The organism is Ferranicluibacter rubi (assembly GCF_011603255.1).
Taxonomy (GTDB): domain Bacteria; phylum Pseudomonadota; class Alphaproteobacteria; order Rhizobiales; family Rhizobiaceae; genus Ferranicluibacter; species Ferranicluibacter rubi.
The window spans coordinates 116,950-128,337 of record NZ_JAANCM010000003.1 but is presented as its reverse complement, the minus strand read 5'-3'; the positions used below and the strand labels follow the sequence as shown (position 1 = coordinate 128,337).

The 11,388-nt window shown below is 62.8% G+C and carries 13 protein-coding genes; 3 read left to right on the top strand and 10 right to left on the bottom strand.

All coding sequences use genetic code 11. The features are described from left to right. Positions 1 to 6: 6 nt before the first annotated feature. The 3 genes from G8E10_RS07215 to G8E10_RS07205 all read right to left on the bottom strand — a co-directional run bounded on the left by G8E10_RS07215 (position 7) and on the right by G8E10_RS07205 (position 1,972). Positions 7 to 993, bottom strand: a complete 987-nt coding sequence (locus tag G8E10_RS07215; protein ID WP_110802422.1) for a BMP family protein — start codon at positions 991 to 993, stop codon at positions 7 to 9. Positions 994 to 1,194: 201 nt separating this feature from the next. Further along, entirely contained in the window at positions 1,195 to 1,590 is a 396-nt protein-coding gene (locus tag G8E10_RS07210) for a carboxymuconolactone decarboxylase family protein (protein WP_245420193.1), read from the bottom strand. Next, the gene (locus G8E10_RS07205) at positions 1,544 to 1,972 is read right to left on the bottom strand and encodes a MerR family transcriptional regulator (protein ID WP_110802426.1); all 429 of its coding nucleotides are present in this window, start codon (positions 1,970 to 1,972) and stop codon (positions 1,544 to 1,546) included. The genes G8E10_RS07210 and G8E10_RS07205 overlap by 47 nt, the downstream gene beginning before the upstream one ends. 269 nt (positions 1,973 to 2,241) lie before the next feature. Here G8E10_RS07205 and G8E10_RS07200 point away from each other — a divergent pair, with 269 nt between their 5' ends. Beyond that, complete coding sequence (locus G8E10_RS07200) at positions 2,242 to 3,096, top strand: GGDEF domain-containing protein (RefSeq protein WP_167128126.1); 855 nt, start codon at positions 2,242 to 2,244, stop codon at positions 3,094 to 3,096. Positions 3,097 to 3,139: 43 nt separating this feature from the next. Here the strand turns inward: G8E10_RS07200 and G8E10_RS07195 are convergent, their stop codons facing one another. The 7 genes from G8E10_RS07195 to G8E10_RS07165 form a co-directional block, all read right to left on the bottom strand. Further along, positions 3,140 to 4,663 (bottom strand): UxaA family hydrolase, encoded by a 1,524-nt coding sequence (locus tag G8E10_RS07195; RefSeq protein WP_110802430.1) that lies wholly within the window; start codon positions 4,661 to 4,663, stop codon positions 3,140 to 3,142. Positions 4,664 to 4,665: 2 nt separating this feature from the next. Beyond that, complete coding sequence (locus tag G8E10_RS07190; protein WP_167128120.1) at positions 4,666 to 5,676, bottom strand: zinc-binding alcohol dehydrogenase family protein; 1,011 nt, start codon at positions 5,674 to 5,676, stop codon at positions 4,666 to 4,668. Between the two features lie 87 nt (positions 5,677 to 5,763). Beyond that, entirely contained in the window at positions 5,764 to 6,576 is an 813-nt protein-coding gene (locus G8E10_RS07185; RefSeq protein ID WP_110802434.1) for a transporter substrate-binding domain-containing protein, read from the bottom strand. Positions 6,577 to 6,644: 68 nt separating this feature from the next. Continuing rightward, positions 6,645 to 7,373 (bottom strand): amino acid ABC transporter ATP-binding protein, encoded by a 729-nt coding sequence (locus G8E10_RS07180; protein ID WP_110802435.1) that lies wholly within the window; start codon positions 7,371 to 7,373, stop codon positions 6,645 to 6,647. After that, a complete protein-coding gene (locus tag G8E10_RS07175) occupies positions 7,357 to 8,016 on the bottom strand; it encodes an amino acid ABC transporter permease (RefSeq protein WP_110802437.1) in 660 nt (219 codons plus the stop codon). The genes G8E10_RS07180 and G8E10_RS07175 overlap by 17 nt, the downstream gene beginning before the upstream one ends. Positions 8,017 to 8,029: 13 nt before the next feature. Beyond that, the gene (locus G8E10_RS07170) at positions 8,030 to 8,713 is read right to left on the bottom strand and encodes an amino acid ABC transporter permease (protein ID WP_110728927.1); all 684 of its coding nucleotides are present in this window, start codon (positions 8,711 to 8,713) and stop codon (positions 8,030 to 8,032) included. After that, positions 8,710 to 9,864, bottom strand: a complete 1,155-nt coding sequence (locus G8E10_RS07165) for a mannitol dehydrogenase family protein (RefSeq protein WP_110802439.1) — start codon at positions 9,862 to 9,864, stop codon at positions 8,710 to 8,712. The genes G8E10_RS07170 and G8E10_RS07165 overlap by 4 nt, the downstream gene beginning before the upstream one ends. 226 nt (positions 9,865 to 10,090) lie before the next feature. Here G8E10_RS07165 and G8E10_RS07160 point away from each other — a divergent pair, with 226 nt between their 5' ends. Both G8E10_RS07160 and G8E10_RS07155 read left to right on the top strand, forming a co-directional pair. Then, positions 10,091 to 11,017 carry a GntR family transcriptional regulator gene (locus G8E10_RS07160; RefSeq protein WP_110802441.1) on the top strand — a complete coding sequence of 309 codons (927 nt, stop codon included), beginning with the start codon at positions 10,091 to 10,093 and terminating at the stop codon, positions 11,015 to 11,017. Positions 11,018 to 11,085: 68 nt separating this feature from the next. Further along, entirely contained in the window at positions 11,086 to 11,370 is a 285-nt protein-coding gene (locus tag G8E10_RS07155; protein ID WP_110802442.1) for a WGR domain-containing protein, read from the top strand. Positions 11,371 to 11,388: the final 18 nt, after the last annotated feature.

Here is an 11,388-nt window from a genome sequence, read left to right as displayed (position 1 = left end):
CGCAGGCTACTTCGGCTCGTCCGCCACTCTCGGAACGTCGAACGTGCCCGCCTTGATCTCGGCGCGCTTGGCTTCCATCGCGGCTTCGGCGTCTGCCGGGGCGACGCCCTTCACGAAGACGATATCGCTGCCGCCTTCTTTCATCAGGCCATAGGCGGTGTAGTCGCGGCCGGTCGGCTTGCCCGCGGCGATATCGGCCAGAGCGGCGTCGAGGATCGGCCGGAAGTTCCACAGCGCGTTCGCAAAGACCGTATCGGGATAACGCGGCGTGTAATCGACCAGCGATCCCACGGACTTGATGCCACGCTCCTTGGCGGCGTCGGCCGTGCCGATGCGCTCGCCGAAGAGAATATCCGCGCCGGCATCGATCTGTGCGAGACCGGCTTCGCGCGCCTTCGGCGGGTCGAAGAACGTGCCGATGAAGGTGACGAGATGCTTCGCATCGGGGTTTACAGCCTTCACGCCGGCCGCAAACGCGTTGATCAGCATGTTGACCTCGGGGATCGGCATCGCGCCGACCGAGCCAACGACGTTCGACTTGGTCATCTTGCCGGCAAGCATGCCCGCGAGGTAGGCGCCGTCGAAGTTCCATGTGCCGAAGACACCGAAATTGTTGCCAGCTTCCTTACCGCTGGAGCCCATCACGAAGGCCGTGTCGGGATAATCTGCCGCAACCTCGCGCGCCTGCTTCTCGACCGGGAACGTCTCGCCGATGATCAGCTTCGCCCCCTGCTCCGCATATTCCCGCATGGCGCGGGGATAGTCCGTGCCGGAGACGCCTTCCGAGAAGACGTATTCAATAACGCCTTCCTTTGCGGCGTCCTGCAGCGCCTTGTGCAGCACCGAGTTCCAAGCATTTTCGACCGGAGACCCGTGAATGCCGGCCACCATCACCGGCGTTGCGGCGCGAAGGGAGGGCGCAAACGCGCTTGCGCCCAAAACCATTCCCGATGCCAGAACGGCACGGCGCGACATCAAGAATTGCTTCGTCATTTGCGTTCCCCATTTTTACCGATTGGTTCAATTTCTATGAGGGGCCTAAAAATGTGTCAAGCGGCTTACGGGGTTATAAAATGAGCAAGAGCTGTCTACCCACAGCTCCTTTGAGATCGCGACGCGCGTGCCCGCAACAAGCCAGCTCAACGGCGGTGGAAGCGCCAGCATCGCCGGATCATCGCGGGAAACGTTGATCGTCTACATCGTCAGCGGGAGAACATCGCGTTTTCCAAAGACCTCCTTTGCTGCAGACAGACCGTTGAGTGCCGACGGAAACCCCGCATAGACCGCCATCTGCATCATGATTTCCGTGATCTCCTCCCGTGATAGCCCGACATTCAGCCCCGCCTCGATATGAACCTTCAGCTGTGGCGCCGCGGTGCCCATGGCTGTCAAAGCCGCAATGGTCGCGATCTCCCGGGCACGTAAGTCAAGGCCCGGCCGGCTGTAGATGTCGCCGAACGGGAATTCGAGGAGGTATGTCGCAAAATCCGGGGCGATATCCGCCAGTGCGGCAACGACATTTTCCCCGGCCTGCCCGTCGATTTCAGCGAGTGCCCGCCTGCCTCTTTCCAGTCGGCTTTCGCCCGTCATTTGGTGTTCCTGTGTCATGATGGTCTGTCCCTTTTTCTGCCCCGGCATATCCGGAGATCTTGGCATCGAGGACGAGAAGATTGGCCTGGAGATCGGCGATATGTTCGCCGACACGATTCCGGTGCTGCTCCAGAAGGACACGCCGCTCCGGTTCCGTTGCGGGACCGCGGCTGCGAAGTTCGGCGTAGAGCAGCATCTCCCGGATCGGCATGCCCGTCGCCTTCAGCCGGCGCAGGAAGGCGATCCAGATGAGGATGGCCGCATCATAATCGCGTTGGCTCGACCCATCGCGATCGGCATAGGGCAGCAGACCGATACGCTCATAGTAGCGGATCGTATGCGCCGATAGTCCGGAGCGTTTTGCAAGCTCACCGATCTTCATAGGCCCTCTTCTCTTTCAACGACGCTTCAAAGGCTACGGGTTCGAGTGCACTCTCAGTCAAGCGTTCTTTTCTCGACCTCTGTCGTCGTCGATCAGCGGCATGGCAAGAGATGGCTGAGGGCAAAGAGGGTAAGGCTTCGTAAAGCATACGGGCGGCTTTTCGTTTGAAACGAGCCTCGACGGATACCCTCAAATTAGGGTCGGCCCAATTTGTATGCAATCTGTTAGATCATGCGCTTTAAACTGCGGCATGAAGGAGACCCGACTTCATGATCGCCTGGGCGAAACGCACTATTCTTGTTTTCTGCGCAACGGATGCATTTGCTTCACGCCGCGATGTCTTCTTCGTCGCCCTACGCTCCGCCCTCGGCGTCGTCTTCGTCGGCGATATCCTCAATGTGATCGGCCATCTGGTGCTGGACGCGTTCGGGCTGCTGCCCTACCGGCTGGTACCGGCGGCGACGGTCGGCGTGCTCATCACGACGCTGCTCGGCACGCCGCTGATCTTCACCATCCTGTATATCATTGGTCTTGCGATCCACGATCTGTCGATCTCGCGGGCTCGCTTCGAGGCGTTGAGCCGCACCGATCAGCTATCGGGTCTTCTCAATCGCCGTGCCTTTCTCGCAGCCTATGCCGAACACAAGGGCGAAGCCTCCCTCGTCGTTTTCGACATCGACCGTTTCAAGGCACTGAACGACAGTTTCGGACATGAGGCAGGCGACCGCGCCATCGTCTCTGTCGCCTCCGTCCTCAATGACAATTTCCAGCCGCCGCATGTTCTTGCGCGCATCGGCGGCGAGGAGTTTGCGGTTCTCATCGTCGGCATGGAAGCGGCAGAGCGGATGGTGCTTGCCGGCGAGGCCGTCGTGCGTATTTCGCGCAACCCCATCAACCTCGGTGGCGTCCAAACTGCGGTGACCGTCTCCGCTGGTGTCGCCGAGTTTGCCCACTATCAAGGCTTCGCGCAGCTATTTGCCGCCGCGGACAAGGCTCTCTACATCGCCAAGGCCTCGGGCCGAAACCTCATTCTGCACGCGGACGACATTCCGGAGCAGCTTCGCAACGACGGCAATCATGCCCATGTGCTGCCGCCCGCGTTGCAGGCTGGTGTCGGGAGATAGCCTCTCACCCGTCGCGGCATGGCTTGATGTCAGCCATCCGGCATCACATCGTCGCCCCGATCTGCCACGGAACGAACTCGTTCGCACCATAGCCGAGCTCCTCCGACTTCGAGCGCTCGCCGGAGGCGACGCGCAGCACCGTCTGGAAGATCTCGCGGCCCTTCTCCTCGATGCTCACGCCTTCGAGGACGTCGCCGCAATTGATGTCCATATCCTCTTCCATGCGGCGATAGAGATCGGAATTGGTGGCGAGCTTGATCGACGGCGTCGGCTTGCAGCCGTAGGCCGAGCCACGCCCTGTGGTAAACGCGATCACATTGGCGCCGCCGGCCACCTGCCCCGTTGCGGCAACCGGATCGTAGCCTGGCGTGTCCATATAGACGAAGCCCTTGCGATCGATGCGCTCGGCATAGGCATAGACCCCGCGCAGGGTCGAGGTGCCGCCCTTGGCGACAGCGCCAAGCGATTTTTCGAGGATCGTCGTCAGTCCGCCGGCCTTGTTGCCGGGCGACGGATTGTTGTTCAGCTCGCCGCCGGCGCGCGCGGCATAGTCGGTCCACCAGTCGATCAGATCGACGATCTTCTGCCCGACTGCTTCGCTCTCGGCCCGGCGGGTCAACAGGTGTTCGGCGCCGAAAATCTCGGGCGTCTCCGACAGGATGGCCGTGCCGCCCTGCCGCACGAGCTGGTCCACCGCCGCCCCGAGCGCAGGATTGGCCGTGAGCCCGGAATAGCCGTCGGAACCGCCACATTGCAGGGCCAGCGTGATTTCGGAAGCGGAAACCGTTTCCCGGCGCGCCTTTGCGGCCATTGGCAGGAGATCGCGAATGCGTTCGACGCCGGCCTCGATCGAGCGGCGTGTTCCTCCGGTTTCCTGGATCGTCAGGCTCTGAAAATGATCGCCTTCGACGATGCCATATTGCTGCTTCAGGCGCGGGATCTGGAAGACCTCGCAGCCGAGGCCGACGAGAACCACGGCGGCAAGGTTGGGATGGGTCGCGTAACCCCATTGGGTGCGGGCCAGAATATCGTACCCCTCCCCTTTCGACGCCATGCCGCAGCCGGTGCCGTGGGTGAAGGGAATGACGCCGTCGATATCGGGGTAATCCTTGAGAATGCCGGACCGCTCGACCGCCTCGGCAATGAAGCCGGCGACGGTGGCGGAACAGTTCACCGACGACAGAATGCCGATATAGTTGCGCGTGCCGACACGCCCGTCCGGGCGGCGGAAACCCTGGAAGGTCTCCGGCACTTCGCCCGCCAGAAGCCCGCCGTCCGGGCGCGCTTCCGTGGCGAAGGCATAGTCGCGGGAAAAGTCGTGGATCGCGACATTGTGCTCGTGCACCCAGTCTCCTGGCGCGATCGGAACGGATGCGAAGCCGATGATCTGGCCGAACTTGCGGATCGGTTCGCCCTCGGAGATCGGCACGAGCGCGATCTTGTGCCCCTTGCCCACCGCACTGCGCGCCGCCACGCCGTTCTGCAGAATGTCGCCGTTCGAAACGCGGTCGATGGCGATGACCACGTTGTCGGAATCGTTGAGGCGCAGAATGCGGGGCGTCGCCATGGTCAAATCTCCAGAATGGCTTTGATGGTACCAGTTTCCGGGCGCAGCCACTGCGGGAAAAGTTCAGGACCATCCTCAAGCGCGCCGCGATGCGTGATGAGCGCATCGACGGGCACGCGGCCGGCCGCCATCTGGCGCACCACTTCGGCAAAGTCGTCGGCCTGCGCGTTGCGGCTGCCGAACAGCGTCGCCTCGCGCTTGTGAAACTCCGGGTCGGAGAAGGTGATGTCGGTACGCACGACGCTGACCAGCACGTAGCGCCCGGCATGGGCGATGAAACCGAAGCCGCGCTGCATGGCTCCGGCATTGCCGGTCGCGTCGATGACGACGTCGAAGAAGTCTCCGCCGGTCATCCGCGATGCCTCGGCTTCCGCCGACGCGTCCGCCATGATCATGGCATCGGCGCCCAGCCGGTCGAGCGTGAAGCCCAGACGATCCTCGCGGACATCCATGACCGTGACATGCGCGCCGCGCGCCTTGGCGAAGATGATCGCCGACATGCCGATGGGGCCGGAGCCGACGACGAGAACGCGGTCTGCAGCAGACACGCTGCCGCGCTTCACGCCATGCGCGCCGATGGCCAGGAATTCGATCGTGGCTGCGGCGTCAAGCGAGGCGCTACCGGCCGACACGACGTTGCCTTCCGGCACGCAGAGATATTCCGCCATGCCGCCATCGCGGTGCACGCCGAGCACGGCGATGCTCTGGCAGGCATTCGACACGCCCTTCCGGCAGGCGTGGCAGGTGCCACAGGAGAGATAGGGCACGATATAGACCGCTTCCCCCGCCTTCAGTTTGCTGCCTTGCGGCACGCTCTCGACCGTGCCCGACAGTTCATGCCCCATGACCCGGGGATATTCGAGGAACGGGTGCTTGCCCTGAAAGATATGGTAATCCGTGCCGCAGATGCCGACGCGGCGGATGCGGACCAGAACCTCGCCCGGCGCCGGCACGGGGACGGGGCGGTCGATGACCGAAAGACGGCCGGGCTCGTTGCAGATCAGGGCTTTCATAGCATCACCTTCGCAGATCGTTCGCAGTCTCGTCATGGTGCGGAAGCCGAGCGACCGGCTCCCGCGGTATCGCCGTCAGCGGCGCGATCAGGTCTTGGGTAGGGTCGCCGGCAGCGGCACGCCCGTGTAGCGGTTGTAGATCTCGCTGAGCTTCCCGTTCTTCAGGTTTTCGGCGATGACCTCGTTCAGCTTGGCCTTCAGCGTGTCATCGCCCTTGCGCAGGCCGATCGCGTAGGGGTTGGTCTTCAGCACGATCTTGAGCGTCAGCGGATCGGCCGTGCGGCGCTGGTTGACCGCCGACATGATCTGCAGCGAGGATGCCATGACGTCGACCTGGCCGGAGACCAGGGCCGTGACGAGCGTCGCATCGTCATCGTAGCGCGTCAGCTGCGCGCCCGGCAGCTTGGCCGTCGCTTCGAGATCGTTCGTCGAGCCGCGCGTCGTGCCGACCTGTACGCCGTTGAGATCTTCCGGCTTGGTCACATTTGCGCCAGCCGAACCGGCCGCAACCACGATCTGGATAACGCCATAGGCATCGGTGAAATCGATCACCTTCTTGCGCTCGGCATTGACGCTGAACGAGGCCATGACGATGTCGGCCTGGCCGGTGAGGAGGGCGGGAACGCGGTTCGGGCCGGTGACCTGCACCAGTTCCAGTTCGACGCCGAGCGCTTCGGCAACCAGACGTGCGCTCTCGATGTCCGAGCCCGTGGGCTGCATCTGCGCGTCCGTCATGCCAAAGGGTGGCGAGCCCAGATCGACCGCGATGCGGATCTTGCCGCGCTGCTGGATGTCGGCCAGCGTATCGGCCATGGCGTTCGAGCCGCCGAGCACCGGCAGGCCGATGACGAGGGCGAAGGCCGCCGCGGAGATGGTGGAAAGCAGGTTACGTCTGTTCATGGTCGTTCCTCCCGGTTGAATGACTGTAAGCGTTTGCGGGCCTCTTGCTTTGACGCAAGTCGTTCGCTTTAGAGGCCGCTGCCCACGAAGTTCGCCAGTTCCGGCGTCTTCGGGGCGTCGAGCATGGACCCGGGGCCGGTCTCCCAGACCTGGCCCTTGTGCATGTAGATGACCTGGCTTGCGACCTTGCGGGCGAACGCCATTTCATGAGTGACGAGGATCATGGTCATGCCGCCGCGTGCCAGATCCTCCATGACCTTCAGAACCTCGCCCGTCAGCTGCGGGTCGAGGGCCGACGTAACCTCGTCGAACAGCATCAGCTTCGGCTGCATGGCCAGCGACCGTGCGATCGCCACGCGTTGCTGCTGCCCGCCGGAGAGCTGCTCGGGATATTGCTGTGCCTTTTCCGACAATCCGACCTGTGCCAGCACATCCCGCGCAAGGTCGCGCGCTTCGCTCTTGCCGATCGATTTCACGCAGGTCGGCGCCAGCATGATGTTCTGCTCCACCGTCAGGTGAGGGAAGAGATTGTAGCTTTGAAACACGATGCCGACATCTTGGCGAAGCGCACGGCGGTCGAGTTTCGGGTCGCCGACGGCATGGCCGCAGACCTCGATCGTGCCGTCCTGAATGGTCTCCAGCGCATTGATGCAGCGAAGCGCCGTGGACTTGCCCGAGCCGGACTGGCCGATGACCGCAGCCACACCGCCGCGCTCGACCTCGAAGGATACGCCTTCCAGAACCTTGAGAGCCCCGAAATACTTGTGAACGTTTCTGAGCTTAACGACCGGCGACATTGAGCTTCCTTTCAAGCGTCCGGCTCCACATGGACAACGGGAAGCAGATCGCAAAGTAGAACGCTGCCACCACCATGAAGACGGTGAACGGTTCGAAGATGGAGTTGTTGATGAGCTTGCCGGCCTGGGCCAGCTCGATGAAGCCTATGACCGACGCGAGCGACGTGTTCTTCACGATCTGCACGAGAAAGCCGACCGTGGGTGGCGTCGCAATGCGCAGGGCCTGCGGCAGGATCACCCGCATCATGCGCTGCCAGCGTGTCAGCGCCAGACATTCGGCAGCCTCCCACTGGGTCTTCGGAACGGCCTCGATACAGCCGCGCCAGATTTCGGCGAGGAAGCCGGAGGCGTAGATGGTCAGACCCGCACCCGCTGCGAGGATGGCGGGAAAGCCGGGGCCGGCAAAGATGGCGATGCCGTAATAGATGAGAAACAGGAGGATCAGCAGGGGCGTGCCCTGCACGATCTGGATGTAAGTGCTGGCCGCCCGCCGTAGAAGTTTCGACGGTCCGATGCGGGCGAGCATGACGCCGAAGCCGAGGAGACCGCCGCCGATGAAGGCGATGGCTGAGAGGCCGAGCGTCCAGAGAGCGGCCCATGCCAAAAATTCGACGTGGAGCAGGCTGAATGTGGGGGTCGTCATCACAGGGGCCGCCTCACAATGTCGTGCCGAGCTTGCGCCGGCGGGTAAAGGCTGCCTGGGCGAAGGCGGTGAAGGCACCGCGCATCACGAAGGACAGGACGAGATAGATGAGGCCGACGACGATGTAGGTCTCGAACGCGCGGAAGGTGCCAGACTGGATGCGGTTGGCGACGGCGGTCAGCTCTTCGGCGGAAATCTGCGAGGTGATGGAGGACGCCAGCATCAGCAGCACGTATTGGCTGGTCAGGGAGGGATAGACCCGCTCGATCGCCGGGCGCACGATGACATGCCAGTAGATCTGCGGTTTCGAAAGCCCGAGACACTCCGCCGCTTCGACCTGCGAGCGGTGAATGGACTGGAGGCCCGCCCGCACGATCTCGCAGGTATAGGCACCGACATTCACGGTGAGCGCGATCATGGCCGCGAGATTGGCGGAGACGCGGATGCCGAGTGTGGCGATGCCAAAATAGATGATGAACACCTGCACCAGCAGCGGCGTGTTGCGGATCACCTCGACATAGGCCGCCACGATCGCCTTGACGACCGGCGATCCGTCGGCCCGCCCGATGGCACAGAGCGTGCCCACGATGAAGCCGGCGACCGTCGCGACGGCAGAAAGCTGCAGGGTCAGAACCGCACCCCAGAGGAAATCCGGCCAGTACGGCAGAAGCGCGGAGAAATCGAACGTATAGGTCATGCCTTTGCCCTCTCCGTTTCATGCGTCGCCACGGCCTGCCCGGCGATGAGGCCGCGAAGGACCGGCGCTGCCGGCGTCGTCCCGGTCTCCGCCACCCAGTCGAGGAAGGCGCCGATCCGCCGCTCGATCTTGACGCCGTGGTTCTGGGCGATGTCTGCGACGCGGTGATCGAGGAACGGGTTGTCGAACCGCTCCAGCGTCACCTCCACATAGGCTTTCGCGGCGTCGGCCATGCCATGCGCGGCAAAGCCCGGAACGACCTCCTGCCGGTAGACGGCAAGCAACTGCTCGCGGATCGCCGCGTCCTGCAACAGCGCCCGAACCGTCTCGTCCTGTGCGCGACCTTCGCGCAGCCAGATGTCGGCGAGGACCGTGTGGCCGAGATTGAGGATATGCAGCTTCAGCCGCTCATAGGGCTCGAGATCGTCGGTCAGAACGACGGACGGATGGTCGAACGGGAGCGCCAGTCCGGGCTTCGCCTCGATCGCCCAGAGCGCGTAGGGCTCGGCGACAGCACCAACCGGCTCGATCGGCTCGGAGACGATGCGGTCCACGAGCGTGTTGGCGAAGATGACCTCGGTCTCCACGTAGTGGAGGAACGCCTCGTCTGCACCGGCCTCGGCAGCAAGCGATAGAACGGCTTGCTGCAGAATGTCGCCATTGCGGTTCAAAAGCTCGCACGGCAGCACGGTGAGCGGACCGCCCTGCGCCTGCCAGCGGTGGAAAAGCAGAACCGCAAGCTTGCCCACGAACGATGTGGGGATGCGTCCTGAGAAAAGCGTGTCGCTGCGATCATCCGCAGACAATTCGTAACCGCGATCGCCGGTGTTGGAGACGATGAAAGCGGCGTCGTTTGCAAACAGCGCCTTCAGCTTTGCCCAATCGGCCAGCGCGGAGATGCCGCCGTCGACCGATGTGACGGAGATCCGGCGCTCGACCTGCCGGCCTGCCTCGATACCGCGGATGATGATCGGATAGCCTTGCGGATGTCCGAAGGCGGCCACACGGCCGGCGCGTTCTGCGGAGCCCGAGACCTGGACGATGGTGATCGGACCGATCGCCTGACCGGCTTCGCGCGCCTCGTGAACGAAGAGATCGACATGCGCCTGAAGAAAGCGGCTGGTTCCGAACTGAATGATGCGCGTGCTCATACGCAAAGCTCTGACGTGGCAGAGCCTGAAGGCATGTAACAGACGGCAAACATGGCGCTGCACGCTGTTCTGCTGATGTTCGATCTGCCCATGCGTTAGATCCTCCTCAGGTTCTCCCTTGCGTTTTATATACAAAAGACAAACTGCCACGCAATGCTTTATTTTGTTTATTTTATGCAATAAACAGGAGGCTGCCGACATCGGGACCGGCGGGGAGGCGTTTGGAATGAAGGGAAATGCGGTCTACAAGCGGAGTTACAACGGCTGCCTCGCAATCTGCGGGAGCCTGCCGCTCGGCGCCGAAATGCCCTCCGAGAACGAGCTTTCGCAGTCGCTGGCCGTCAGCCGCACCACCATCCGCACGGTCATGACCGGGCTTGAAGCTGCTGGCATCCTCCGTCGCGAAAGCGGCGCCCGCCGGCTGTCTCGCCGCCCCGCGCCAGACGATGCCTTTCCCGACACGCAGACCCTGTCGACCAGCGCCACCGTCGAGCGTCGCTTCTTGGAATGGATATTGGACGGCCATATCGGGCCGGGTCATCTGCTGACGGCTACGGAACTTGCGCGACAGTTCGGCACGTCGACCACGATCATCCGCGAACACCTGCCGCATTTCCAGCATTTCGGCCTTATCGAGCGGCGTCCAAACAGTGCCTGGCTCTTCAAGGGCGTCACGCCGGCCTTTGCAAACGAGATCTACGAGGTCCGCGAAATGTTCGAGCTGCGTGCCGCGCGCAGCTTCATCGATCTGCCAGACGATTCCGGATCGTGGCGGCGCATGCGGACGATCGAGGCGGAGCACCGGTCCCTGCTGGCAAGCATCGACACGGATTACGGTCTGTTTCCGGATCTGGACGAACGCCTGCACCGCACCGTCCACGAGACCGCCGATAACCGGTTCATCAAGGATTTCTACGACATCATCTCGATGCTCTTCCACTACAATGCCCAGTGGGATGCGGAAGACGAGAAACAGCGCACCTTCACCGCGTTGACCGAGCACCTTGCTTATATCGAGGCGCTGCTGCGCCGCGACCTCAAGGCCATCGACCGCGCCTGCCGCCAGCACCTGAAGACGGCACGTTCCAACCTGTTGCGCTCGATCGAACTGCGCATGAAGGTACCTTCGGCTCCGGATGCATCACCCGCGTGAATCGGACGGCGCTGATCGATTCATAAGTTTGGTTGGACGCTTTCTCAGCCACGGGCGATTCTCGCCCCATGAACCAGCACCCTTATTACCTCTACATCGAGCGCACCCAGCCGGCGAAAAACATGGCCCGGTTCTACGCCCTGTCGATCGAGCCCTCCTTGTTCGGCAAGACCTCCCTCGTCCGCCGCTGGGGGCGGATCGGGACGACGGGGCGCGAGAAGATACATCTGTTCGAGGACGAGGCGGCGGCCGTTATGCTCTTCCTGGAGGTCGCACGGCAGAAGCGGCAGAGAGGCTATCGTCCGAGACCCACCACATCCAGCCGGGTGCCTGCCGCGTATCGTCTGTCATAGTCGGTCACGTTCGCTCGG

What these genes read in the sequence shown, in the direction of transcription:
- G8E10_RS07215 (WP_110802422.1), bottom strand. Translation starts at nt 993, where the DNA reads ATGACGAAGCAATTCTTGATGTCGCGCCGTGCCGTTCTGGCATCGGGA.
- G8E10_RS07210 (WP_245420193.1), bottom strand. Translation starts at nt 1,590, where the DNA reads ATGACGGGCGAAAGCCGACTGGAAAGAGGCAGGCGGGCACTCGCTGAA.
- G8E10_RS07205 (WP_110802426.1), bottom strand. Translation starts at nt 1,972, where the DNA reads ATGAAGATCGGTGAGCTTGCAAAACGCTCCGGACTATCGGCGCATACG.
- G8E10_RS07200 (WP_167128126.1), top strand. Translation starts at nt 2,242, where the DNA reads ATGATCGCCTGGGCGAAACGCACTATTCTTGTTTTCTGCGCAACGGAT.
- G8E10_RS07195 (WP_110802430.1), bottom strand. Translation starts at nt 4,663, where the DNA reads ATGGCGACGCCCCGCATTCTGCGCCTCAACGATTCCGACAACGTGGTC.
- G8E10_RS07190 (WP_167128120.1), bottom strand. Translation starts at nt 5,676, where the DNA reads ATGAAAGCCCTGATCTGCAACGAGCCCGGCCGTCTTTCGGTCATCGAC.
- G8E10_RS07185 (WP_110802434.1), bottom strand. Translation starts at nt 6,576, where the DNA reads ATGAACAGACGTAACCTGCTTTCCACCATCTCCGCGGCGGCCTTCGCC.
- G8E10_RS07180 (WP_110802435.1), bottom strand. Translation starts at nt 7,373, where the DNA reads ATGTCGCCGGTCGTTAAGCTCAGAAACGTTCACAAGTATTTCGGGGCT.
- G8E10_RS07175 (WP_110802437.1), bottom strand. Translation starts at nt 8,016, where the DNA reads ATGACGACCCCCACATTCAGCCTGCTCCACGTCGAATTTTTGGCATGG.
- G8E10_RS07170 (WP_110728927.1), bottom strand. Translation starts at nt 8,713, where the DNA reads ATGACCTATACGTTCGATTTCTCCGCGCTTCTGCCGTACTGGCCGGAT.
- G8E10_RS07165 (WP_110802439.1), bottom strand. Translation starts at nt 9,864, where the DNA reads ATGAGCACGCGCATCATTCAGTTCGGAACCAGCCGCTTTCTTCAGGCG.
- G8E10_RS07160 (WP_110802441.1), top strand. Translation starts at nt 10,091, where the DNA reads ATGAAGGGAAATGCGGTCTACAAGCGGAGTTACAACGGCTGCCTCGCA.
- G8E10_RS07155 (WP_110802442.1), top strand. Translation starts at nt 11,086, where the DNA reads ATGAACCAGCACCCTTATTACCTCTACATCGAGCGCACCCAGCCGGCG.